This window comes from Massilimicrobiota sp. An80, from assembly GCF_002159255.1.
Lineage (GTDB): Bacteria > Bacillota_I > Bacilli_A > Erysipelotrichales > Coprobacillaceae > Allocoprobacillus > Allocoprobacillus merdigallinarum.
The window spans coordinates 1-25,202 of sequence record NZ_NFHI01000009.1; the positions used below are offsets into that span (position 1 = coordinate 1).

At 30.2% G+C, this 25,202-nt stretch carries 30 protein-coding genes; 23 read left to right on the plus strand and 7 right to left on the minus strand.

Annotated features, from left to right (window positions below; translation table 11 throughout):
- Window positions 1-137: 137 nt before the first annotated feature.
- Window positions 138-707, minus strand: coding sequence for a flavin reductase family protein (locus B5G32_RS03855; protein WP_087935896.1), 570 nt, complete (start codon window positions 705-707; stop codon window positions 138-140).
- A gap of 108 nt (window positions 708-815) precedes the next feature.
- On the opposite strand from B5G32_RS03855, the gene B5G32_RS03860 reads away from it, so the two are divergent.
- The 6 genes from B5G32_RS03860 (at window position 816) to B5G32_RS03885 (ending at window position 4,839) form a co-directional block, all read left to right on the plus strand.
- Complete coding sequence (locus tag B5G32_RS03860) at window positions 816-1,160, plus strand: winged helix-turn-helix transcriptional regulator (RefSeq protein ID WP_087935897.1); 345 nt, start codon at window positions 816-818, stop codon at window positions 1,158-1,160.
- Between the two features lie 102 nt (window positions 1,161-1,262).
- On the plus strand, window positions 1,263-1,697 hold the full coding sequence (locus B5G32_RS03865) for a LytTR family DNA-binding domain-containing protein (RefSeq protein WP_087935898.1): 435 nt from the start codon (window positions 1,263-1,265) through the stop codon (window positions 1,695-1,697).
- 10 nt (window positions 1,698-1,707) lie between these two features.
- The gene (locus B5G32_RS03870) at window positions 1,708-2,136 is read left to right on the plus strand and encodes a DUF3021 family protein (RefSeq protein WP_087935899.1); all 429 of its coding nucleotides are present in this window, start codon (window positions 1,708-1,710) and stop codon (window positions 2,134-2,136) included.
- Window positions 2,117-3,025, plus strand: coding sequence for an ABC transporter ATP-binding protein (locus B5G32_RS03875; RefSeq protein ID WP_204209621.1), 909 nt, complete (start codon window positions 2,117-2,119; stop codon window positions 3,023-3,025). The genes B5G32_RS03870 and B5G32_RS03875 overlap by 20 nt, the downstream gene beginning before the upstream one ends.
- Window positions 3,022-3,876 carry an ABC transporter permease gene (locus B5G32_RS03880; protein ID WP_087935900.1) on the plus strand — a complete coding sequence of 285 codons (855 nt, stop codon included), beginning with the start codon at window positions 3,022-3,024 and terminating at the stop codon, window positions 3,874-3,876. The genes B5G32_RS03875 and B5G32_RS03880 overlap by 4 nt, the downstream gene beginning before the upstream one ends.
- Window positions 3,877-3,945: 69 nt before the next feature.
- Entirely contained in the window at window positions 3,946-4,839 is an 894-nt protein-coding gene (locus B5G32_RS03885) for an ROK family protein (protein ID WP_087935901.1), read from the plus strand.
- 17 nt (window positions 4,840-4,856) lie between these two features.
- Here B5G32_RS03885 and B5G32_RS03890 read toward each other — a convergent pair whose 3' ends face one another.
- Window positions 4,857-5,402 carry a VanZ family protein gene (locus tag B5G32_RS03890; RefSeq protein ID WP_087935902.1) on the minus strand — a complete coding sequence of 182 codons (546 nt, stop codon included), beginning with the start codon at window positions 5,400-5,402 and terminating at the stop codon, window positions 4,857-4,859.
- Between the two features lie 197 nt (window positions 5,403-5,599).
- Here B5G32_RS03890 and B5G32_RS03895 point away from each other — a divergent pair, with 197 nt between their 5' ends.
- The 7 genes from B5G32_RS03895 to B5G32_RS03930 all read left to right on the plus strand — a co-directional run bounded on the left by B5G32_RS03895 (window position 5,600) and on the right by B5G32_RS03930 (window position 12,700).
- Entirely contained in the window at window positions 5,600-6,190 is a 591-nt protein-coding gene (locus B5G32_RS03895) for a hypothetical protein (RefSeq protein WP_087935903.1), read from the plus strand.
- 114 nt (window positions 6,191-6,304) lie between these two features.
- Window positions 6,305-7,180 (plus strand): Cof-type HAD-IIB family hydrolase, encoded by an 876-nt coding sequence (locus tag B5G32_RS03900; RefSeq protein ID WP_087935904.1) that lies wholly within the window; start codon window positions 6,305-6,307, stop codon window positions 7,178-7,180.
- Window positions 7,181-7,278: 98 nt separating this feature from the next.
- The gene (locus B5G32_RS03905; RefSeq protein WP_087245789.1) at window positions 7,279-7,824 is read left to right on the plus strand and encodes a rubredoxin-like domain-containing protein; all 546 of its coding nucleotides are present in this window, start codon (window positions 7,279-7,281) and stop codon (window positions 7,822-7,824) included.
- 540 nt (window positions 7,825-8,364) lie between these two features.
- On the plus strand, window positions 8,365-9,567 hold the full coding sequence (locus tag B5G32_RS03915) for an MFS transporter (RefSeq protein ID WP_239386185.1): 1,203 nt from the start codon (window positions 8,365-8,367) through the stop codon (window positions 9,565-9,567).
- Between the two features lie 127 nt (window positions 9,568-9,694).
- Window positions 9,695-11,020, plus strand: coding sequence for an MATE family efflux transporter (locus B5G32_RS03920; RefSeq protein ID WP_087935905.1), 1,326 nt, complete (start codon window positions 9,695-9,697; stop codon window positions 11,018-11,020).
- 61 nt (window positions 11,021-11,081) lie between these two features.
- Window positions 11,082-11,492 carry a peptide deformylase gene (locus tag B5G32_RS03925; RefSeq protein WP_087298352.1) on the plus strand — a complete coding sequence of 137 codons (411 nt, stop codon included), beginning with the start codon at window positions 11,082-11,084 and terminating at the stop codon, window positions 11,490-11,492.
- Window positions 11,492-12,700, plus strand: coding sequence for an Nramp family divalent metal transporter (locus tag B5G32_RS03930; protein ID WP_087935906.1), 1,209 nt, complete (start codon window positions 11,492-11,494; stop codon window positions 12,698-12,700). The genes B5G32_RS03925 and B5G32_RS03930 overlap by 1 nt, the downstream gene beginning before the upstream one ends.
- 86 nt (window positions 12,701-12,786) lie before the next feature.
- On the opposite strand, the gene B5G32_RS03935 is transcribed toward B5G32_RS03930, so the two are convergent.
- Window positions 12,787-13,455 carry a MurR/RpiR family transcriptional regulator gene (locus tag B5G32_RS03935; RefSeq protein WP_087935907.1) on the minus strand — a complete coding sequence of 223 codons (669 nt, stop codon included), beginning with the start codon at window positions 13,453-13,455 and terminating at the stop codon, window positions 12,787-12,789.
- A 53-nt stretch (window positions 13,456-13,508) separates the two neighbouring features.
- Here B5G32_RS03935 and B5G32_RS03940 point away from each other — a divergent pair, with 53 nt between their 5' ends.
- A complete protein-coding gene (locus B5G32_RS03940) occupies window positions 13,509-14,120 on the plus strand; it encodes an AAA family ATPase (protein ID WP_087935908.1) in 612 nt (203 codons plus the stop codon).
- A gap of 15 nt (window positions 14,121-14,135) precedes the next feature.
- The gene (locus B5G32_RS03945; RefSeq protein ID WP_087935909.1) at window positions 14,136-15,422 is read left to right on the plus strand and encodes a PTS sugar transporter subunit IIC; all 1,287 of its coding nucleotides are present in this window, start codon (window positions 14,136-14,138) and stop codon (window positions 15,420-15,422) included.
- Window positions 15,423-15,483: 61 nt separating this feature from the next.
- Here the strand turns inward: B5G32_RS03945 and B5G32_RS03950 are convergent, their stop codons facing one another.
- A complete protein-coding gene (locus B5G32_RS03950; protein ID WP_087935910.1) occupies window positions 15,484-16,005 on the minus strand; it encodes a TetR/AcrR family transcriptional regulator in 522 nt (173 codons plus the stop codon).
- Window positions 16,006-16,124: 119 nt separating this feature from the next.
- Here B5G32_RS03950 and B5G32_RS03955 point away from each other — a divergent pair, with 119 nt between their 5' ends.
- The 4 genes from B5G32_RS03955 to B5G32_RS03970 all read left to right on the plus strand — a co-directional run bounded on the left by B5G32_RS03955 (window position 16,125) and on the right by B5G32_RS03970 (window position 19,992).
- Window positions 16,125-16,994, plus strand: a complete 870-nt coding sequence (locus B5G32_RS03955) for an SDR family oxidoreductase (RefSeq protein WP_087935911.1) — start codon at window positions 16,125-16,127, stop codon at window positions 16,992-16,994.
- Between the two features lie 78 nt (window positions 16,995-17,072).
- Window positions 17,073-17,813, plus strand: coding sequence for a MurR/RpiR family transcriptional regulator (locus B5G32_RS03960; RefSeq protein WP_087935912.1), 741 nt, complete (start codon window positions 17,073-17,075; stop codon window positions 17,811-17,813).
- A gap of 69 nt (window positions 17,814-17,882) precedes the next feature.
- A complete protein-coding gene (locus B5G32_RS03965; protein ID WP_087935913.1) occupies window positions 17,883-18,557 on the plus strand; it encodes a DUF6198 family protein in 675 nt (224 codons plus the stop codon).
- A gap of 13 nt (window positions 18,558-18,570) precedes the next feature.
- Entirely contained in the window at window positions 18,571-19,992 is a 1,422-nt protein-coding gene (locus B5G32_RS03970; RefSeq protein WP_087243612.1) for a 6-phospho-beta-glucosidase, read from the plus strand.
- Window positions 19,993-20,018: 26 nt separating this feature from the next.
- Here the strand turns inward: B5G32_RS03970 and B5G32_RS03975 are convergent, their stop codons facing one another.
- Window positions 20,019-20,639 (minus strand): hypothetical protein, encoded by a 621-nt coding sequence (locus B5G32_RS03975; RefSeq protein WP_087243613.1) that lies wholly within the window; start codon window positions 20,637-20,639, stop codon window positions 20,019-20,021.
- Window positions 20,640-20,779: 140 nt separating this feature from the next.
- On the opposite strand from B5G32_RS03975, the gene B5G32_RS03980 reads away from it, so the two are divergent.
- The 3 genes from B5G32_RS03980 (at window position 20,780) to B5G32_RS03990 (ending at window position 23,522) form a co-directional block, all read left to right on the plus strand.
- Entirely contained in the window at window positions 20,780-21,334 is a 555-nt protein-coding gene (locus tag B5G32_RS03980) for an ECF transporter S component (RefSeq protein ID WP_087935914.1), read from the plus strand.
- A complete protein-coding gene (locus B5G32_RS03985) occupies window positions 21,303-21,725 on the plus strand; it encodes a DUF1893 domain-containing protein (protein ID WP_087243615.1) in 423 nt (140 codons plus the stop codon). Before B5G32_RS03980 ends, B5G32_RS03985 begins: the two co-directional genes overlap by 32 nt.
- A 159-nt stretch (window positions 21,726-21,884) precedes the next feature.
- Window positions 21,885-23,522 (plus strand): glycoside hydrolase family 2 protein, encoded by a 1,638-nt coding sequence (locus tag B5G32_RS03990; protein ID WP_087935915.1) that lies wholly within the window; start codon window positions 21,885-21,887, stop codon window positions 23,520-23,522.
- Between the two features lie 6 nt (window positions 23,523-23,528).
- Here the strand turns inward: B5G32_RS03990 and B5G32_RS03995 are convergent, their stop codons facing one another.
- On the minus strand, window positions 23,529-23,996 hold the full coding sequence (locus tag B5G32_RS03995; protein ID WP_087304399.1) for an Rrf2 family transcriptional regulator: 468 nt from the start codon (window positions 23,994-23,996) through the stop codon (window positions 23,529-23,531).
- Between the two features lie 66 nt (window positions 23,997-24,062).
- Entirely contained in the window at window positions 24,063-24,515 is a 453-nt protein-coding gene (locus tag B5G32_RS04000; protein WP_087935916.1) for a GNAT family N-acetyltransferase, read from the minus strand.
- A 74-nt stretch (window positions 24,516-24,589) separates the two neighbouring features.
- On the opposite strand from B5G32_RS04000, the gene B5G32_RS04005 reads away from it, so the two are divergent.
- Window positions 24,590-25,153 carry a GNAT family N-acetyltransferase gene (locus tag B5G32_RS04005; protein ID WP_087297643.1) on the plus strand — a complete coding sequence of 188 codons (564 nt, stop codon included), beginning with the start codon at window positions 24,590-24,592 and terminating at the stop codon, window positions 25,151-25,153.
- Window positions 25,154-25,202: the final 49 nt, after the last annotated feature.

The following is a 25,202-nucleotide window of genomic DNA, read 5'->3' on the forward strand; positions in this document are numbered from 1 at the left end:
ACAAAAGTAAAGGAAATAAGATAATAAATAGATAATTATACTTAACTACAAGTAAAAAAGACACTCTTTTATTTCCAAAAAAATAAAAAAGAGCCAACTTACTAAGTTGACTCCATTGAGCTACTCATTTAAAGTAGCTATTTCATCAATTCCTGTCCACTTTCCCAAGCTTGACCAACTTTCTCTCCAATAGCATAATATCTACTTTGGAATTGATCAAATACAAAAGCATTTAATTTGGTAGGATCAACTTTTCCGTTTTCATCAAGAACTTTTTCATCTGCTAGAACATTGACAATTTTAACTAAGACTCTAAAACCATAAACCGTATTTTGACATTCAACAACTTCACATTCTAAAGTTAATGGAAATTCTTCAATAACTGGAGCAGCGACTTTTTGACTGTAAATAGCTGTTAATCCACTTCTTTCAAACTTATCATCCATATTATTTCCTGAAGCTATACCAAAGAAATCGGCTTCTTTTAAATGTTCCACATCAGCAATACTTAAAGTAAAAGCCTGACGTGCTTTAATATTCTTAGCTGTTTTATGTCTTTCACTAATATTTAAAGCAACCATATCATGAGAACAAATACCACCCCATGCCATATTCATAACATCGACTTTATCATTTTCATCATAAGTTGCAATCATTAATACAGGCATTGGAAATACATATGGCTTGACTCCTAAATCTTTTAACATTATTTATTCTTCCTTTTGATTGTAGAATGACTATAATTTTATTATAATGCAGGTAGAAATAAAAACAAGTACCCACATTTATGTAAGGTACTATCTTAGGAGAAAGCTATGATTAAAAATTATATTGAAAATGCAAATTTTGAAGATACTGGATTTAGTTATACGTTATCATTTATATCAGGAAAGTATAAAATGATTATTTTATATTGTTTGATGGAATATAAAACAGTTAGATTTAATGAACTACAAAGATATATTAAAAAAATATCTGATAAAACATTAAGTCAGAATTTAAAGGAGTTAGAAAAAAATCAGCTTATACATAGAGAGGTTTACCCACAAATACCACCAAAGGTTGAATATTCACTAACAAAGCGTGGTCAATCTCTTATGAAAGTTTTAGATCAGTTATGTATTTGGGGAGAAGAACATCGTGATGAGAAGTCATTATGATGTTTTTTGTGTATTTTAGCCATCAAAAAAAGCAACTTATCTTTAAAAAATTGAAAATCATGAAAGAATTATTAATAATAAGTATAGAAAGAAGTGATCATATTGAAAGTTTATATTGAAAAAGGAAAAAGTGAAGAAACTGAGGTATATGTTTATTATAAGAAAATGGACAAAGAAACAAAGGACTTGATTGATTATGTCAATCAGCGCATACAGACGGTTGTGGGATATCAAAATGATCGTATACATCGCATCTTGATTAAAGATATTTATTATATTGAATATGTTGATGAAAAGACATTTCTTTATTTAGATCATGATGTATATTTGTCTCATAAGAAACTATACGAATGGGAAAAGCTGTTAGAAGAGAGTTCATTTATCAGAATTAATAAATCAACGATTTTAAATATTCACTATCTCAAGTCAGTTCGACCATTATTGAGTGGAAGAATGGAAGCAAAGCTTATGAACGGTGAACATCTGATTATTAATCGTCATTACTTATCAGCATTTAAGAAAAAGTTTGGCTTATAGGAGGAGTTGTATGAAAAATAAATTTATTCAGATGGTTTTGATTAATTGTATTTCTTATACAGTTTTATCTTTTATTATTTCAATATTATCTTTCTTTCCTGATAGGGTCATGGAAGCAAGTCACTGGACTTATTTATCATTTCTGATTGTCACAAGTGCTATTTCTATTTTAATTACATTGACTTCATTGATTCCTATAGATTCCTTTTGGTTTGAAAACTTTGTTATTCTTATCGACATTTTCATAGGAGTTTATGGGATTGGAGGAGGTCTCTTTCATTGGTTTCCATGGCAAATACTTTATATTATTGAAGTAGGTATGATTGCTTTGTTAGTAGGTATCGTAACAGGAATTTGTATGTATTTTCATGAAAAATCAATTGCTGATAAAATCAATAGGAAGCTGGAGGACATTCATCATGGAAATAATAGAAGTTAAAAATTTGAAGAAATCTTTTGGTAGTATAAATGCTGTCAAAGGCATAGATTTTCAGGTTCATCAAGGACAGTTGTTTGCATTTTTAGGTTGTAATGGAGCAGGAAAAAGTACAACCATTGATATGCTTTGTACCTTTTTAAAACCAGATGCAGGAGAAGTATGGATTCAGGGCCATCAACTACAACATGAAGATGAAGAAATTAGAAAGTCCATTGGAATTGTATTTCAAGATGGCTTATTAGATGATTTATTGACGATAGAAGAAAATATGAAAGTACGAGCTGCACTTTATGGACTGAAAGGAAAAGAATTACAAAAAGCCATAAACGATATCATGAACACAATGCATATTGAAAAATATGCTCATCGTTTATATGGAACATTATCGGGTGGTCAGAAGAGAAAATGTGATATAGCCAGAGCTTTTATACATCAGCCACAGATTTTATTTTTAGATGAACCAACAACAGGTTTAGATCCTCAAACACGCCAAGAGGTATGGAATACAATCTATAATTTACAGAAAAAATATCAGCTGACAATCTTTTTAACAACACATTATATGGAAGAAGCTATGTCAGCCGATTATGTCATCATCATGGATGAAGGAGAAATTGTTGCAAGAGGGACTCCTTTTCAATTACGCAAGCAATATACAAGAGATAAATTAACAATGATTTCTAATCATCATTTTATTCAAGAATGGTTAAAAGAGAAAAATATTCAATATATTCAAAATGGAACGGAAATCACAGCTTTTATTCAAAATACATTTGAAGCATTACCCATTTTAAATCATTGTCAAAAATATATTGAAGATTTTGAAGTTACAAGAGGAAGTATGGATGATGTCTTTATTCAAATAACTGGGAAGGAGCTTCATATATGATTATATTTGCATCAAGGGTTTTAAAAATCTATTTGAGAGATAAAACAGCGGTTTTCTTTTCATTATTATCATCATTTATCATTATTGGTCTTTATATTCTTTTTTTAGGAGAAACATATAGTTCTAGTTTTGAACAAATAGGAAATATCCATCAGTTGATGGATCAATGGGTTATGGCAGGATTGCTAGCAACAACTTCTGTTTCAACAAGTGTTGCGACATTGAGTGTCATGGTGGATGATCAATATCAAAAAAGACAAAAAGACTTTTATTGTACACCTATCAAGAAAACAGCATTAGCTGGTGGTTATTTTATGGCATCTTTGATCATTAGCTTTTTCCTTTCACTTATTACACTTTTCTTTGCTCAAATATATATTCTTATTAATAAAGGGAACTGGTTTTCATTTTCAGTTTATATGCAAATAATTGTTATTCTTTTATTGACAGTTCTTATGAATAGTAGCATGATGTTTTTTATATCATCTTTTTTTAAAAGTAATCATGCTTTTTCAACAGCAACATCAATTATGGGAACGTTGATTGGTTTTTTAACAGGTATTTATATTCCTATTGGAACTTTGCCAGAGATTATTCAATGGGTTATTAAGATTTTTCCAACGTCACATGGAGCAGTATTATTAAGGCAAACTATGATGAATTCAACGATGAATCAAAGTTTTCAACAGTTACCTCAAACAGCTGTAGTCGAATTTCAAAATATCTTAGGTATTACTTATCAATTTGAGAATATAACTTTAACTCCAATATGTCACTATTTTTATTTGATTATCTTTACTATTATCTTTTTTATAGGAGCAGTTTATATACATAGTCGCCAAAGACAATAATTGATTTGCCTATTAACATCAATCATTTTATAATAAGAATAAGAGAACAATAGGTAAGGAGAGAAGAAAATGAAAACATATTTAGCTTTAGATGTTGGTGGAAGTTCAATTAAATATGCTTTAATTCAGAAAGATTCAACAATTTTAGAAAAATCTAGTGTCCCAACACCAATGGATACAATGGATCATTTTGTAGAAACAATAGGTACCATTTATGATCAATACAAAGATCGTATTGAAGGTATGGCTATTTCTATGCCAGGTATTATCAATCCTGAAATAGGTTACGCTTTTACAGGTGGAGCATTACGATATATTGATAAGATGAATATCGTAGATATTTTAAAAGAAAGATGTCCAATCAATATAACGATTGGTAATGATGCAAAATGTGCAGCCAATGCAGAAATTGGATATGGGAATTTGCAGGATATACAAGATGGCGCTGTTGTTATTTTAGGAACAGGGATTGGAGGATGTCTGATTAAAGATCACAAAGTGCATACTGGAAGACATTTTAGTGCTGGAGAGTTTTCTTTTGTGAAAACAAATTGTTTAGATGGTATTAGTTGGGACTATGCATGGTCTACACGTAATGGTATTAAAGGACTATTGGAAAGAGTCCAGGAATCATTAGGAACTAATCAGGAATATACGGGTATAGAAATCTTTGATATGGCTAATCAAGGTAATGAGAAAGTCATTGAAGGTATTAGTCAATTTTGTAAAGAAGTGGCTACTCAAATCTTTAATGTGCATATTATTTTTGATTGTGAAAAAGTTGCGATTGGTGGAGGTATCAGTGCACAACCATTATTAATTGAGTTAATTAATAAACATTTTGATAATATTTTTGATCATTTAGGATTTGATGTTTATAAGCCAGAAATTGTTCCTTGTCATTATCGTAATGATGCCAATTTAATTGGAGCATTATATCAGCATATTCAAACATTTCAATAGATAAGAAAAGACAATGTTCATTTCACAAAGCATTGTCTTTTTTTATCGATATAATAAATCAGATATCCTAAACATAAACCAATAAAATTTGTGATAATGTCAGTAATATCAAAAGTTCTAAATCCAATACAAAATAAAGAAAATATCATCTGTAATGATTCAATACCTATGATTGTCATCAATCCTATGAGCGTTGTTTTTATAAATGAATATTGAAAAGACAAAGGGACAAGGAATCCAAAAGGTATAAACATAAATGTATTGAGAATAACATTTGTAATGGCACCACCATAATGATAAATAACATCACGAAAAGGAAAAGTGAAATTATGAACAGTAAAATGATGAAAATGATCAAATTGGGCATATTGAAAATCTAAAGGTAATAATGTGACAAATAAGATACCAATGATATATACATAGAGTAAAGTCCTATAAAAAAGGACTTTTTGTTTTTGATACTTTAAATATATAAAATAATAATAAATAGCTATAAAAATAATAATTTCAATAAAAAATTGAATCCAGATGGCAGATGTCCAGTTTCTTTGTGTTATTAACAAAAAATCACCTCATAAAAATATAATGAGAAGTTATATATAATATAAATATTTGATTTTATGGTTAATTATGTTAAATTATGTTAAAAAATAAAGAAATTAATTATATTTATGATATACTGAATATATAAGAACATATATTTATTACATAAAGGTGAAGGTTATGAAAAAAAATATTAAAATTTGCGGTTTGTTTATTTATGATTATGGGCGTTGTTGCTTGTGGAGGAACGTCAACTGAAAAACAGGAAACTGTAGTGAAGAACTTTTTTGATTATTTAAAAGCAGGAGATATTGAAAAGATTTCAACAATATGTACTGATGATAACAGTGACGTTGATGATTTACTTTCAATCATGGAAAGTTTAGAAGCGTACATGGATGTTGAAACATATGGTCAAACATTTGTAGACGAAGCGAATAAGTTTGTTGATCATGTTTTTGCCAATTATGTGACTTCATATGAAATTAATAGTGTAGAAGCAGATGGGGATAATTATTTGGTTATTGCTGATATTAAAATGAAAGATTACAATAATATAGATATTGATTCAGATACAACAACTATTATTAATAATTATCAGCAGGAACATTTAGACGAATTAAGTGAGCTAGCAGGTGATCAACAAGCGATGATGGAAAAAGTTTTTGCTGATTTAGCACCAGAAATCTTTGGAGCAATGACAAAGAAGATAGATGAAGCTGAAGCTATTGATACACAATTAAGATTTACTTTAGTTCCAGATGGAGAGAATTGGTTAATTTCTACAATTGAACAAAAAGAAGCATAAAACAACATAACTATAAAAGAAACTATTGAGGCTCTCAATAGTTTTTCTATGCCAGAAAAAGATTTCTCTTCATCAATGAAGTTGATATAATAATAAAACTAGGAGGATTCAGACATGATAAAATGCATTGTATGCGATTTAGATGGAACATTAATAAAAAAAGATGACGCTATTGAGGAACGAACTTGTCAGATATTAAAAAAATGTATTGAAAATGGGATAGAGTTTATTATAGCAACTGGTAGAGATATTAATATGGTCATTGATTTTTTAGAGCGTTATCAGTTAGATTGTGACTTGATCTTAAACAATGGAACACAATATTGTAATAAACAACAGACATTCAATGAAATTTATCCAATGGATAATCAAGCATTTCAAAAGATATCTACAATTTTATCATCATATGGTTATTTATTAGCGATACATACAAATCAAGGGAAATATTCTTTTGTAGATGCAGATGATTTTTGGGATTATCACTATAAATTATTGTTAGCTTCAAAGGATTATAAGGATTCATTACCAAAAAAGACTTTTACAACAAGAGAAGGATATTTAAGAGATTTTCATTATGCTAAGGATGCTCATGAGATCATTCAAAAGAATATTAAAGTTTTAAAAATAGATGCTAGACATTTGGATGCTTACTCTATTCAAGGGGTTAGACAACAACTAAATATAGATGGATTAGATATCTCATCATCTTTTGAAGATAATATTGAAATTACGAGTTCAATGAGTAATAAAGGTAAGTTATTAGAAAAAGTTATTGCAAAAAAGGGATATGCTTATGATGAAGTTGCTGTTTTTGGTGATGGAGAGAATGATCGACATATGTTACAAATGTTTCAATATTCTTTTGCACCTCAAAATGCATCTTCATCAGCTAAGAATGCTGCTCATTATTTGTTGACTTTAACAAATGAAGAAGGAGCTGTTTTTGAAGGATTAGAACAATTACAACAATTAGGTCTTTTAGCGATTTAAAGTTAAAAAATTTCAAGCAATAAAGTTGACGAAAAATGGAAAATTGATTATCATAAATATGGATAAATAAATCCATATTGAATAGGAGGAAAAAAAGTATGGCAAAATTTGTATGTACAGTTTGTGGTTATGTTTATGAAGGAGATGCAGCTCCAGAAAAATGCCCTGTTTGTGGTGTTGGTGCTGATAAATTCGTTGAACAAAGTGGTGAAATGACATGGGCTGCTGAACATGTTGTTGGTGTAGCACAAGGTGTTAGCGAAGATATTATTAAAGATTTACGTGCTAACTTTGAAGGTGAATGTTCAGAAGTTGGTATGTATTTAGCAATGGCTCGTGTAGCTCATCGTGAAGGATATCCTGAAGTTGGTTTATATTATGAAAAAGCAGCTTGGGAAGAAGCAGAACATGCAGCTAAATTTGCTGAATTATTAGGAGAAGTTGTGACTGATTCTACTAAGAAAAATCTTCAAATGCGTGTAGAAGCTGAAAATGGAGCAACTGCTGGTAAAGTTGATTTAGCTAAACGTGCTAAAGAAGCTAACTTAGATGCAATCCATGATACAGTTCATGAAATGGCTAGAGATGAAGCTAGACATGGAAAAGCATTTGCTGGATTATTAAAAAGATACTTTGGAGAATAAGCAAAGAAATCAGTATTGCTAAGCATTACTGATTTCTTTTTTTTTGAGAAATACAATGGAGATAGTTACAAAAGATATTATTAAAAGTGGATTAAGAGAATATAATCGTCAAAAATTCAACATGCTCACTCAAAAGATTTAGCTGTTTACTTAGTTGAACATGATCAAATTGTAGGAGGATTGATTGGATATACCCATGGAGATTAGCTTTTTATAAGGTGGTTATGGATTTCACCCTTATTAAGAAGACAAAATAAGGGAACAGAAGTATTATGAAAAGCAGAAGCAGTTGCGAAAGAGAGAGGCTGTCAATATAGTTTTCTAGATACATATGAATTTCAGGCATCAGATTTTTATATGAAATGAGGTTATCAGGAAATCTTCAGTATGCAAGAACATCCTGCAACAGGTAAACACTATTATATGAAAAAATCACTTATTTAAAATTTTTTTCAAGATATGTTATTTAGCTTGTGATTTGAATTCAATCTATCATATAATATACTTATCGAATAATTATAAATTAAGGGAGGAAATTATGTGAAAAAAAATGGAATTTTAGATGTTAAGTATTCTTTAACACAAATTCTTTACTTTGCATCATACAGTGCTCTTATGGGATATGCATCTGTATATCTATTAGATCGAGGTGTGTCGAATTCTTTAATTGGAACGACTTTGGCATTGGTTAGTATTATTGCAGTATTTACGCAACCTATGGCAGCCTCAGCAGCTGATAAAAAAGTGATTAGATTACAACCATTAATTATTGTGATATTAGCTTTAGCCGTCATATTGTCATTAGGTCTGTATTTCTTTAAATTACCAACAATAATATTATTATGTGTGTTTGTTGGAGTTGTCACATGTATGATGACAATTCAACCATTATTAAATTCATTAGCATTTCTTTTTGAAAAATATGGTATTGAAGTGAATTATGGATTAGCTAGAGGATTAGGAAGTGCTGCCTATGCCCTTGCATCTGCTGTGCTGGGTTATCTTGTAGAAGATTTTGGAACAAGCATGATTCCATTATTCTATATTATTGGAAATATCTTATTAATTGTCGTTGTCTATACATATGTTGTACCAAAGAATCAAGGACATGTTGTACATCGTGAAGAGAATCAGCATGAAGAAGTTAAACAGGAACAATTATCATTCTTTCAATTTTGTTCAATATATAAAAAATTTATGATTTTTGTTGTGGGTGTTATTTTAGTTTTCTTTACACATACAATTATTAATAATTTCTTTATTCAAGTCATTACTCCTATTGATGGAACTGAAAGTCAAATGGGAATCGCTGTATTTATTGCTGCAATTGTTGAATTACCAGCTATGGCTATGTTTAATGTTATGCGTAAGAAAATAGATTGTTCAACATTATTAAAAATATCTGTGATTATTTTTGGATTGAAACACTTATTAACTTTTTTAGCAACTAACGTCTTTATGGTTTATGTTGCACAAGTTTTACAAATTGGTGCTTATGCTATCTTTATCCCTGCTAGTGTTTATTATGTTAATGAGGTTATTTCTAAACCAGATCTTGTTAAAGGGCAATCTATGGTTACAGTTGGAATTACAGCCAGTGGTATTATTGCTAACCTTGCAGGTGGAATCTTATTGGATACTATTGGTGTTCATGATTTATTAATGATTGGTGTTGTTGTATCTGTTATTGGAGCTTTGATTGTTTTTATGTCTATTGAAAAGAAAAGAGCTTCTATTGAATAGATCATAACGAGCATAGAGAAATCTATGCTTTTTTTATGCTTGTTAAGCATTATAATGAATAGATTATAAGTATTAGACATTAAAAAAAGACTTTTATATAATAGAAAAGTCAAAGGATGGTGGGGATATGTTTTCAAATCGTGCATTAAAAGAAATGATTGTTCCACTTTTTTTCGAACAATTATTAGTTATGCTAGTAGGGATAGCAGATACTTTTGTTGTCAGCTTTGTGGGAGAGGCGGCTGTATCTGGTGTTTCTTTGGTCAATATGTTTAATACAATTTTTATTTATCTGTTTACAGCATTAGCCTCAGGTGGTGCTGTTATCATCAGTCAGTATATTGGCTGTGAAGATCAAAAAAATACAGTGAAGTCATCCAGCCAGTTGCTTATGTTTTCTACTGTGTTTTCTATTATTATAGCTATTATAACATTGATATTTAATCGTCCATTATTAACGCTTTTATTTGGAAAAGTTGAAAATTCTGTTATGGAGGCTTGTGTAACTTATTTAAGAATATCAGCCTATTCTTATCCAGCCCTGGCTATTTATAATGCTGGAGCTGCACTTTATCGCAGTATTGGAAAAACCAGTACAACGATGTATATTTCTTTGATTTCCAATTTTATTAATGTCATTGGAAATCTAATTGGCGTTTTTGTTTTGGATGCAGGCGTTGCTGGTGTTGCATATCCTTCTTTAATTGCCAGAACTTTTTCAGCAGTTGCGATTACAGTTCTCTGTTTTTCAAAAAGCCGTTTTGCTCATTACAGTAAAGAATGGATTTTGAAATGGGATGGACCTATGTTAAAAAGAATTTTAAATATTGCGATTCCTAATGGAATTGAAAACGGTATTTTCCAGCTTGTTAAAGTTGCATTAAGCAGTGTTGTCGCTTTATTTGGAACTTATCAGATTGCAGCAAATGGAATTGCTCAAAGTATTTGGTCATTAGCGGCACTGATTGGCTCAGCGATGGGACCAGTCTTTATAACTGTGATTGGACAGTGTATGGGAGCCAATCAGGTGGAAGAAGCAGATTATTATTTTTATAAACTGATGAAATTAACACTTGTGTTATCTATTATCTGGAATGTTCTTGTCTTTATCATTACACCTATTTTTATGCAATTTTATCAGGTTTCAGAAGAAACACGACAATTGGTTATTATCCTTGTCTTCATTCATAATGTTTTTAATACTGTTGCCTTTCCATTTTCAGGACCATTATCAAATGGACTCCGTGCTGCTGGTGATGTCAAATATACAATGGTTGTTTCCATTGCTTCAACAGTTTTAGGAAGATTAATTTTCTCATTGATCTTTGCGATAGGATTGAACCTAGGAGTCATTGGTATTGCCTTAGCCATGTGTCTTGACTGGTCAATGAGAGGGATTATCTTTTATATTCGCTTTCGTTCAAAAAAATGGACAAAGTTTAAAGTTATTTAAATCTTCTTGTGATGAGAAGATTTTTTTTATAAAATAAAGATAATAGAAAAGAGGCGATCATATGATCAAAGATATCGTAAAAGATCAATTTTTTTTACAACAAAAATCAATAGATGCCACAAAGGAAGATTTACCTGTTGTTCAGGATTTATTAGATACCATTCAGGCTCATGAAACTTGTGTTGGCATAGCAGCTAATATGATAGGTGAATTAAAAAATATTATCGTTGTCTATGATGGAAAACAATATCTTGTGTTGATCAATCCGCAGATGATACAGACACATAAACCACTCTATACCTGTCAGGAAGGATGTCTATGTCATGATGGTTTGAAAGAAACAAAACGTTATGAAAAAATAAAAGTGAAATATTTAGATCAGGACTTTCGTCCAAAAATCAAAACCTTTGATAAACAAACAGCCCAGATTATTCAACATGAAATAGATCATTGTCAGGGGATTTTAATCTAATGGAAAAGAAAAACTGGTTACATAGATTAAAAAATATTGGACCAGGAGCCATTGTTGTGGCTGCTTTTATTGGGCCAGGAACGATCACAGTTTGTTTTTCGACAGGGGCAAGTTATGGATATACTTTATTGTGGGTGTTATTATTTGCGACAATTGCAACAATTATTTTTCAGGAAATGGCAGCCAGATTAGGCATTGTTACAAAAATGGGACTTGGTGAAAACATTCGTGAGAAAATTTCTTCTCGCACAATCAAAGCCATAGTATCAGTCATTGTTGTGATGGCTATCTTTGTAGGGAATATTGCTTATGAAACAGGTAATATGACAGGAGGTGCTATGGGTATAGCAACATTGCTTCCTCATGTCCCTATTTCATCCATTGCCATTGTTATGGGAATTATTGCTATGATTTTATTGTTTTCTGGAAGTTATCAGTATATTGAAAAGTTTTTAACAGCTTTGGTTTTTGTGATGGCTTTTACTTTTATTTTAACGACTTTTTTATCAAAACCAGATTGGAGTCAAATCATTGCTGGTTTTATACCAAGTTTTTATGATGTAGACTGGTTAAGTGTTGTTGGCCTTGTTGGAACAACAGTTGTTCCTTATAATTTGTTTTTACATTCTTCAAGTGCTGCCCAACGTTGGCAGCATAAAGAAGATCTCAAAGATGCCAGATTAGATACTGTTTTGTCTATAGGATTAGGTGGGATTGTATCTATGTGTATTGTGATTGTTTCGGCAACCAATTGTGCAGGTATTGAGATAGAAAGTGCCAACGATTTATCATTAGCATTGCAGCCAGTCTTAGGAAATTTTGCAAGCTATTTAGTTAGTATTGGATTATTTGCAGCTGGGTTGACTTCAACGATTACTGCCCCACTAGCAACAGCGTATACCACATGTGGTATTTTAGGAATTGATCAAGATATGAAGTCTATACAATTCCGTAGTATCTGGTTTATAGTTATTGTATGTGGAATGTTTTTCATTCTTGTTAATCAGTCAACACCAACTGAATTAATATTGATTGCCCAAGTTGCCAATGCTATTATTTTACCCATTATGGCTATTTTCTTGATGTATTGTATGAATCATCCCCAACTTGGACAATATCGCAACCATCTTTTAAGTAACTTAGCTGGTATTATGGTATTGTTCATTACGATTGTTTTATGTATTCAAAATATTATCAAGATTATTTAAAAACATGTTATAAATTCTATAACATGTTTTTTTCTTGGATAAATTAATATAATTTTATTGGTGTTATTTGTATAATATTGTCGGCTTTAAAATAATAATGTTTCAAAAGCAATAATTGCTTCACCAAAGAAAGTATTAGGACGATTTAAATCATGTGAAAATGAGTCATATTGTTCAATAACGATTGGTAATGTAGAAAGCTGAATAATAGGGGATTGAGGATTACCAATAAAGCTAATAATAGGAACATGATTATGATAAGCCGTTTCAATCATTTCGTTTAAGCGTGGTGTTTTTCCTGAAAAAGATACAACAATAAAAATGGTATTATCAAAAAAGTGCTGACTAAACATTTCCATATGGACAACACACATTGTAGAATAACCTAAAAGGGTTAAGCGTTGTTGCATATATTCAGCAATAGGAGCAGAAAAGCCTAAACCAAAAACAATAATGCGTTTAGAATGATCTTGGAGTAAAGATTGGAATTGTTGATAAAAAGAACGATATTGTTCATGATAGTTGATAGTATGATTATCCTTGGTAGATGTCAGATGATAAATCATATCACTATAACCATCAAAACCAAACTTCTTACAAAGTTTATAAATAGTAGAAGTACTGGTATAGTTATCTTTTGCCATTTGACGTATACCAATTGACTTGAGTTCAATAAGATGTTCTTGGATATAACTCACAATTTGTTTCTCTAGATTATTTAATTCAAATTTTTCTGATAAATGCTCAATATTCATAAAAACACCTCCAAAACTATTATGTCATATTCAAAAGAAAGGAGCAAGAATTCATGGCTAAAAAAATGTATGACCCATGGTCAAAAATGACAACAAGAAATGGTTATGCTGGAGATGAAGTAATTTCTGCTTTACAGAAATCTATTCGTAGAGGTTTAGAAGAACAGGCGTGTATGTTTGCTTATGAACTCTATATTTCATCACCTCAATTAGAAGAAAAATTATGGAGAAGATTATTAACAATTTCAGTAGAAGATATTGGTATGGGAAATCCAATGGCATCTGTTGTTGTGAATAATTTATATCAGATGAGTAGAGAATTTGATTATGCTGATGGAGATAGACCTATCTATTTCATTCATGCCATTAGATATATGTGCCAATCTGAAAAAGATCGTTCAAGTGATTTATTGAAAAATATCTGTATCAAATCTTTTGCAATGGGGAAATTACCAGAAATTCCTGATTATGCATTAGATAAACATACACAACGTGGACAGGCAATGGGAAGAGATTCATTCCATTTCTTAAATGAAGCAAGTCGTGTTTATCCACAAAAAGAAGTTGATAATGACTATAAAGAAAGATATGCAAAGATTTTAGAAGAATATGATCCAGAAAATGTAGTAGATACAGCATTTACATTTAATGGATGGCAATTTTAAAAGGGAGAGTAAAAAATGATTAGTCGATTAGAACAATTATTATCACCGCTTGGAAATAAGTTAGGAAATCAAAGACATTTACAGGCTATTTCTAATGGGATGATGATGTCACTTGCATTGATTGTTGTAGGATCAATATTTTTAATTATCGCCAATCCACCAATTAATTTAGATATCGTGGATATGAATACAGGAAATATTTTCCTAAAAGCTATGATTGCCTGGAAGCAATGGGCTGTTGCTAATTACAATACAATTACAATACCTTATACCATGACAATGGGATTAATTGGTTTAGTCACAGCATTTGGAGTTGCTTATTGTTTGGCTGAAAGCTATCAAATGAAACCAGCAATTAATGGCATTATTTCTATGTGTGTATTCCTTATGATTTCTGCTCCTGTTACTGATGGACAATTATCAATGACTTATCTAGGAGCAGATGGTTTATTTGTCGCATTAATTATTGGTTTAATTTCAGTTGAAATTTGTCGTATTGTTGGAAATAAAATTGTCTTTACATTTCCAGAAAGTGTACCAACAGCAGTCACAAACTTTGTGAATTCATTATTACCATTAGCAGCTAACATTATTATTATCTATGGTTTAAATCTTGTTTTAATGGGTGTTAGTGGTCAATCATTACCACAGTTTGTTATGAGTATTTTAACACCAGCTATTTCAGGTGTTGATAATGTTTGGGCTTATATGGGAATCTTTGCCTTTTCAAATATTTTATGGTTATTTGGAATCAATGGATCATCTATCATTTTCCCAATTGTGTTCACATTAGGAATTACAAACTCAGGATTAAATGCAGAATTGATTAATGCTGGACAAAGTGCAGAACATATCATGAACTTACAGATGTATAGATATGCAGTTCTTGGTGGTGGAGGAAACACTTTAGGTCTTGTCTTGTTAATGTGTTTCTCTCATGTAAAACATTTAAAAACAATTGGTCGTTTAAGCCTAGTCCCAGGTATTTGCGGAATCAATGAACCCGTTATTTTTGGTGCTCCAATTGTATTAAATCCTATTTTAGCGATACCATTTGTTTTCATGCCATGTATTTCTATTGGTTTAGGATATCTTGTTCAAAGCATTGGTCTTGTAAGCATGGGATATATTGTTGATCCTTCATTTACACCATTCTTTGCACAAGGATTCTTATCAGCATTAGATATAAGAAATGTTATTTTCATGTGTGTATTGATTGTTATAAGTATGGTTGTGTATTATCCATTCTTTAAAGTCTATGAAAAATCAATAGCTCAAAAAGAAGGTATTGAAGAAAAATAATAAGAAAAGAGATTTCATTCATGATGCTCATGTTTGAAATCTCTTTTTCTATCATAATAGTTTATGACTGTTTTTGTAATTGTTTAATCATTTGAAATAATTCTTGAGGTGTTTCTTTTTTATCTGATAATATCCAATAATAACAGATTTGAAAATAAGGGATTGTATGATAAATCATAAAGTATTCTTTATATTGATGAATGAAAGGATTATTTGATTGTTCTAAACTATTTAAGATACAATGAGTATTATATTTTGCGATATAGGGAAGTAAATTCCACTTTTGTAATGCCAGTAAAAGGGCAGTATTTTTATCAAAGAATTGTATAAAATCTAAGATAGCCTCATCACTTGTAAAATAGGAAATATCAATATATTTATTTTGAAATGCTTTTTGATGAGCTTGTCGATAGGCTTCTTTTAAAACATCTTCAACAGATTGGTAATTATTATAAAAAGCATTTCTTGAAACATGAGCTTTTGTGACTAAAGATGTAATTGTGATATCCTCAATAGATGTCTTTTGTAATAAATCAATAAGTGCCTCAGTAATCTGTTGTTTAGGATAATTTGCTTTGTTCATGACAATCACCCATTTCATTATATCAAATAACAACAAAAATGCGAAGAATGTCCTTTTTGACTTATACTTATTGATAAAATATAAAGAAAGATTTATAGTGCATATAGGAGGATAGAAAAATGAAAGATTATTTTGGATATCAAGGACAAATCGCAGTTGTGACAGGTGCAGCTTCTGGGATGGGAAAAGCAACAACAGAAATGTTAGTGGACTTAGGAGCAAAAGTTTATGCATTAGATTGGCAGAAAGTAGAGGTAGATGGAATTGAAAAATATATACATGTTGATTTAAGTCAAAAAGAGTCTATAGATCAGGCATTTCAAAAGATTCCTGACCATATTCATGCTTTCTTTGGTATAGCAGGAGTTTCGGGAGCAAAAAATGATTTTATAACAACTTGTAAAATTGATTTATTATCTAATCAATATATTTGTGAAGAATATTTAATTCATAGAATGCAAAAAGGTGACGCTATTGCATTTATGACATCTACAGGTGGTAATGGATGGGAAAGAGAAGATAATAAAGATATTTATTTACCAGTTATTCAAGCATCTGGATGGGATGGAAAAGTTGCGGCTATAGAAAAAACAGGTATGAGTCAAATGCCTGGAACAATGGCATACCCATTTAGTAAATTAGCTATGAATTATTTAACAGTCTATTTACAATCTACATTTGCATCTCAAGGTATAAGAGTAAATGCTGTATTACCTGGGTCAACAGATACAGGTATGAAAGATGAATTTACACAAATGGCTGGTGGTGAAGAAGCTTTATTATCTCATTGTGGTTATGCAAAACGTCTGGCTACCAGTGAAGAAATGGCTATGCCTATCGTCTTTTTAAATAGTGTAATGGCTTCATATATTTCTGGTGAACATTTAATTGTTGATTTTAGTCAAACCAGTGAAGAAATTGCAGGAATTAAGCCAGTAGGACAAGTGATTTCTTTAAAAGGAATATTAGAATATATGAAAAATATGTAATCTTCATTTATAAATGTTATAATTGTAATGACAGTTATAGCATTTTATTTTTCGTTATATAAGTGAATGGTGATAATGATGATTATAGATAAGGTTAATGATATTATTAATGGACATACAAGTAAAAATTCATTATATGTTTTTTGTGTTTTTATTAAGGAAAATATTGCAAAGATTCCTGGAATGACTATTGAAGATATAGCAAAAGCATGTTATATATCAAAAGGACAAGTTTCAAAGTGTATTCGAAATCTAGATTATCAAAATTATGAGGAATTTATATATGAATGTTATTCATATTTAGATTCCTTAGAAAGAAGGCAGCTTTTCATTGATAAAAAATTATCTTTAAAGGAAAACATAAGCATTTTTTCTGATAATTTTCTTAAAAATATACAGTACACTCAAAAATATTTAGATTATACTCAAATAGAAGAACTTATTAAAAATATAAAAACTTCCCGTAAAATTTACTTATATGCTCAAGGGGATGCACGATCACTTATTTATAATATTCAAAGGGAATTGAATATATATCATATCAATACAATTATTTGTGACGTAGATTTAAAAAAAGAATATTCTTTTACAAATCAAGATTTACTTATTGTTATAAGCATAAATGGAGATACTTTTCACTATGATAAAAGAATTATTCAAAGACTAAGAAAAACAAAAGTTAATAAATGGTTGATTACATGTCAGAATGATATCAATTTCTGTGAAAATCAAATTTTTATACACTGTTTGCATTTTTCTTATCATGTATATATGATGAGATATATTATTGATATTATTCTTCTTGGTTTACAAATATGAGTTTCCTTTTTGGAAACTTTTTTTGATTGTGCTTATTTTTTTTATATGATGATTACAGGAGGATGTTATATGTATAAAATTTCAAGTGAATTACTCTATGTTTTCGCTATTTTGTTATTGGGGTTTGGTGTTAACTTAATGTCAATAGCTAATTGTGGCATGTCAATGATTGTTTGTCCAGCATATATTATTAGTCAAAAATATAATCATTTAACATATGGACAAGCAGAATATTTAGTTGCGGGATTTCTATTTGTTATTTTTTGTATCGTACTACGAAAGTTTCGATTAGCTTATTTAAGTTCGTTTATAACAGGTTTTTTATATGCAACTACGGCTGATATTTTAAAATTCATATTACCAATATTTCAGGTAACTATATCTTCTTTGGTAATACGTATGATTTGTTTCTTTTTGGGTATGATGATATCTGCTTTAGCAGTAGCTATGTTTTATGAAACATATTTTTATCCACAAATTTATGATTTCTTTTGTAAAGTATTATCTAAGAAATATAAAATATCATTGAAGTTATTCAAAACATGTTTTGATTGTACATTTTTAATGATTTCACTATTCATGTCTTTGATATTATTTAATGATTTTGTAGGTATAGGGTTAGGAACAATCATTATGGCAATATGCAATGGAGTATTGATACAATTTTTTCGTACAAAAGTTTTAAGTCATTTTATTTATATACCAAGATTTAAAAAATTATCATATTATTTAAACAATGCATAAAGGAGGAAAAGTTATGGGATTTAAAGAAGGATTTTTATGGGGTGGTGCAACAGCTGCCAATCAAGTTGAAGGTGGTATTTTCGAAGGTGGACGTGGTTTAGCTAATGTCGATTTGATGCCGTATGGTCAAGATCGTTATGCTATTGGAACAGGAGAAAAATGGATTAATCATATTGACAATCACTATTTTCCAAGTCATCAAGCTGTTGATTTTTATCATCATTATAAAGAAGATATTGCATTAATGGCAGAAATGGGATTTAAAGTTTTTAGAATATCCATTGCATGGACACGCATTTTTCCACATGGTGATGAAGAATCACCTAATGAAGAAGGATTAAAATTTTATGAAGATGTATTTAAAGAGTGTCATAAATATCATATTGAACCATTAGTGACAATAAATCATTTTGATTGTCCTATGTATTTGATCAACAAATATGGAGGATGGAGAGATAGAAGAATGATTGATTGTTATGTTAAATTAGCAAAGGTTCTATTGATAAGATATAAACATTTTGTAAAATATTGGCTAACTTTTAATGAAATCAATATGATACTTCATTTTCCGTTTGTTGCAGCAGGACTAAGATTTAAGGATGATGAAAATAAAATACAGGCTATGATTACCTGTGCGCATCATGAATTAGTTGCTAGTGCACTCGTCACAAAACTGGCTCATGAGATTAATCCACAAAATCAAATTGGATGCATGTTAGCAGCAGGGTCTTATTATCCAGCAACATGTAAACCTGAAGATTATTGGAAAGCTATATGCGATAATCGAGAAAGCTATATGTTTATTGATGTTCAATCAAGAGGCTATTATCCTCCATATGCTTTAAAATGGATAGAAAAGAATCAAGCTACCATTCCATTTATGAATGATGATAAGAATTTATTGATGGAAAATACTGTTGATTTTATAAGTTTTTCATATTATTCATCAAGAGTTTCTAGTTCGACTCCTGATAGTAGCTGTCAAACTGAAAGTAATATATTTGCATCTGTTATAAATCCATATTTGAAATCGAGTGAATGGGGATGGCAAATTGATCCTTTAGGTTTAAGAATTACTATGAATGAACTTTATGATCGTTATCAAAAACCATTATTTATTGTTGAAAATGGTTTGGGAGCTAAAGATATTGTAGAAGAAGATGGAACAATTCAAGATGATTATCGCATTCATTATTTAAGAGAACACATTAAAGCGATGAAAGATGCTGTTGACAAAGATGGTGTTGATTTAATGGGATACACAACATGGGGATGTATAGATTTGATTTCCAATGGGACTGGTGAAATGGAAAAAAGATATGGATTTATATATGTAGATAGAGATAACAGGGGAAAGGGAACGTTCAAAAGGTTAAAGAAAAAATCGTTTGAATGGTATAAAAAAGTCATTGCTACAAATGGGGAATTATTATAAAAAAACATGTCACTAGTACATGTTTTTTAATTATATAAAATACTTTGATAATATTCTTTTGTCTTTTGTTCAAAAGATTGATTCATATCCATTTGTTTTTCAATGATTTGTGATTCCATCTGTTGAATTTGATCTTCTTGAGGAGCATGGTCACTGGCAATGACGCTCACTGTAGATATTGTTGCTTGAGGAAATTGTTCTTGGAGATGACGAATCATTTCATTGATTTGATTTTGAATTGTACTTTTAACATCATTGAGTAAATTATCAATAATCAGTAAAATCATATGTATAAAAGGATAATCCTTATCCACCACAACATAAGCACCTAATGCTTGTTGGTGATTCATAGAATTTAATGGGAATTGTTGTGTCATGTCTATTTTTTCAACAAAGTATAATGGGCTATAAAAAACGTGGTCTTCTTTTCGTGTTAAAAATGGTTGATCTTGATCTGGCTGAAGAAATAACATGTCTTTATATAATGAAAAAATAACATTATCATTATAGATAGGTGTTAATTGCTTAAAATCCTCTATTCCTTTGGATAGAGTTGTGTACATATCATTGCTGTATTTCATTTTTTCAACATAATCATGTATATCTTCTTGAGAAATCATATCAAGATATTCATAAAGTCTTTTCATAACCTCACCTCAATCATGGAGTATAGCATAAAAGTCATGTATATGAAAGAAGAAAACAGATATAAATTTTAAAAAATAATGATTGACTCTAAACTTCACTTTAGGGTTATGATAGAATAGAATAACAAGGAGGTTTTATCGTGAAAACAAAGAAATTAACATTTGGTGCTATGTGTTTAGCTATATCTTTATTATTACCACAAGTCTTTCATATCATTGGTATGCAACAGGCTGGTTCTGTTTTTCTTCCAATGCATTTACCTGTTTTTATTGGTGGAATGTTACTTGGACCTATCTATGGCTTATTTTTAGGAATCTTTGCTCCATTGACGAGCTTTGTTGTGACAGGAATGCCTTCTGCTGATCGTGTTCTTTTTATGATGAGTGAACTGGCAACTTATGGGACAGTCAGTGGTCTGTTGTTTCATCAGTTCCATTTCTCTAAACAGAAATTTGGTTCTTTGTCTGCCTTAGTTCTTTCCATGATTGCTGGTAGAGTTGTTTATGGTATTATGATTTCTATAGCAACATACATTTTTGGCATTCCTCTTGGTGGTATTCCAGCTGTCATTGCAGCAACAACAACGGGTATTCCAGGTATTATTATTCAATTGATTTTTGTACCAACTATTGTCATGGCGATTGTTAAGGGAGGATATTTTGATGAAGTTGCAGCAACTGCAAAAAAAGCTTAATGAAGAAGGATTATCATTAATTGCTGATAGACAGGGAGAACTCTATACATCAAAGCTTCATGGCATAGGACCTATTATAAATCCTATGAAGGAAGATATATATTATTTTGAAGATGCAATCGTAGTTGATAAAGTCATTGGAAAAGCAACTGCAATGTTACTGATTTTATCAAAAGTGAAATACATTTATGCCTATGTCTTAAGTGAAAAAGCCAAAGAAATATTGGAATATTATCATATCAGTTATGATTGTGAAAAAGTTGTTCCTTATATTATCAATAGAACACATGATGGTATGTGTCCTATGGAAAAGACTGTTTATGATATGAATGATTTAGATGAAGCTTTTATAGCTTTAAAACATAAACAAAGTGAATTAATGAAACAATAATGTAAAAGCATCGCATTTGGATGCTTTTTTCATATAGACGACATCACTCATAGTAAGCTTTCACGTCATGATAATTATCCTTTGTGAATAATATCGTATAAAATGATTTCAGACAAAACATATCTATTATATAATAGAAATATAAAGGAGTTGTTTCATATGAAAAATAAATATGACTATCCTCGTCCACAATTATATCGAGAAAGCTTTCAATCATTAGATGGAGAATGGTTATTAAACCATCAGACTATCCAAGTTCCTTATCCACCACAAGCTCCTTTGTCTTGTTATCAAGGGGAAATAGGTGAACATCTTCATTATCAAAAGACATTTATATTAGATGATCATATGCTTGGAAAAGAAAAAAGTATTCATTTGCATTTTGGTGCTGTGGATCAAATCGCAAAAGTCTTTATAAACTATCAATGTGTAGGAGAACATCAAGGTGGATATTTGCCATTCTGGTTTGACATTACATCGTTTATTCAAGATGGAGAAAACCTTTTAGAAGTTCAAGTCACTGATCAGCTATCTGATCTTTATCCTTATGGCAAACAAAAGGAAAAATCAGGTGGTATGTGGTATACACCAGTATCAGGTATTTGGCAATCTGTCTGGCTTGAAGCTGTACAATCACATTACATAAAAGATTTAAAAATAACCCCATCTTTAGATCAGATACATCTACATATTGAAACAACTGCTGATCACTATCAAGTCAGTATTGTCGCAGATGAATTATTTTTAAAAGAAACATTTCATGATAAAGATATTGATATAGACATACCATCTTCATATCGTCATTTATGGACTCCGGAAAATCCATACCTATATAAAATATTTATAGATACGGATAATGATCATGTAGAAAGTTATTTTGCTTTAAGAACAGTAGAGGTTAAAAATCAGGATATTCTATTAAATGGAAAGCCTATATTTATACATGGGGTTTTAGATCAGGGCTATTTCCATGATGGACTATATTTGCCTCATCAAATGAATGAGTATGAAAAAGATATTTTAAGAATGAAAGAATTAGGATTTAATTGTCTAAGAAAACATATTAAAGTTGAACCTGAAGCTTTTTACTTTGCCTGTGATCAACTTGGAATGTTAGTCATACAAGATCATGTTAATAATGGGCAATATCATTATATCAGAGATACAGTTTTACCAAACTTAGGATTCAAATATCGCTTGGATCGTGTAAGAGGGAAACAACTTCAAAAATATATATTTCAAAAACATATGTTGGACACATTGAAGCATTTATATAATCATCCTTGTATTATTGGATATACTATTTTTAATGAAGGATGGGGTCAAATTCAAGCTGATGACATGTATCAATTATGTCAAGACTATGATTCATCTCGTTTTTATGATGCCACTTCTGGCTGGTTTCATCAAAAATTAAGTGATGTTCAAAGTGAACATGTTTATTTTAGAAACAAGGTATTAAAAAATAAACAAAATCGACCTATATTATTAAGTGAATGTGGTGGTTATACAAGAATTGTCGATCAGCATGTCTATTCTTCTCGTCATTATGGTTATGGAACAACCCATAGTGAAGAAGAATTAACGAATCAGATGATAAAAATGTATGAAGAAATGGTGTTACCATCTATTGATCATGGCTTATGTGGATGTATTTATACACAATTATCAGATATAGAAGATGAAATCAATGGTTTATATACATATGATCGTCAAGTATGTAAAGTCAATAAACAGCGTTTATTGAAGCTACAAAAACAAATTCAAAAAACATTTGAGGAAAAGAAAAGAATATAATGATGTTTATTCATTATATTCTGATACATTTTCCTTTTTTTCATTTTGAATATAATATTGAGTATCTTTGATAATATCTGCGAGTGTGATGCTTTTCAATTCATTTTCTAAAGCTTTTTGAACTTGTATTAATTTGTTATCCAATATATGATGAATATTTCTACCTACTGGACATTGTGGATTAGGATTTTCATGAAAATGAAATAATTCACCATTTTCAATACAGTCAACAGCATGATAAATATCTAAAAATGTAATATCTTTTGGATCTTTAGCTATTGAGGCACCTCCACTACCACGTTGCACATGAACAAGACCAGCATTTCGTAACTGAGATAATATTTTTCTAATAATCACTGGATTTACATTGACACTTTCAGCTAAAAAATCACTTGTTATTTTGGTATCTTTTTCAAAAGTATCGATACAAGAAAAAATATGTACAGCAATAGTAAAACGACTTGAAATTTGCATATCTACTCCCTCTTTCTTTTCTGTTTTGATTATATAGGGCATTTGATGTAATGTCAATGTTTACAATTACAATATTTGTTCCATCATGATTTTTAAAGGCGTCATACCACATTTTTCATAGAATTTCATTGCTGATTCATTTAAACACCAGACATTTAACGTCACATGATAATAATGTTGCGTTTTCGCATAGTTTAAAACATATTCATAAAGCTGTTTTCCAATATGCTGACCACGACATTTTTCATCTACACATAAATCATCAATATAAAGTGTTTTTTTATTTTCATAATGATGTTGTTTTATACAAAAGACGTATCCAAGTATTTGATGAAGATGATCTTCATAAACAAAGATTGGTCTTGTATCATCTTGTATGACTTGGATAAGTTGTTCATCTGTATATTTTTTACTTCCATGTTGGAATAAATCAGGTCGTCCATCAGCGTGTACATTATTAACTTGAAATAATAAATGATTAAGACTTGCTAAGTCTTGTATTGTTGCTTCTCTAATCATAAAAATCCTCCAATCTTTATTTCTATTTGTCAATATGATATTATGATTATTAATAAAAATCAAGGAGGTATCATATGTTACATCAAGGAACAAAGCGATTAGAGAGTCAGCGTTTTATTTTACGTCCGTTTCAAAAAGATGATGCCAAAGCAATGTTTGAACGTTGGGCAAGTGATGAAGAAGTGACACATTTTTTAACTTGGAAACCACATCAGAATATTCAAGTCACACAACAGATTTTAGACGATTGGATTAAACAATATCAGAATTTGAATTATTATAATTGGGCTATTATTATCAAGGATTATGACCATTTACCTGTTGGCAATATATCAGTTGTAGAAGTGAATGAGAAAACTCATTTAGCTGTTATTGGATATTGTCTTTCACGCCAATATTGGCATCAGGGAGTCATGAGTGAGGTTCTGGATAGAGTCATTGATTTTCTTTTCAATGAAGTAGGCTTTGAATGTATTCAATCTCATCATGATCCTTTAAATCCGCATTCTGGACAAGTTATGTTGAAATGTGGAATGACATATGAAGGAACTTTGAGACATAGTGACTGGAATAATCAAGGGATTGTAGATGCATGTTATTATTCCATTTTAAAAGATGAGTATAAAAAGAAAGGTTAGACTTTCTTTTTATATAAAGTCAATATCATATAAATAGTAAAGGTTTATC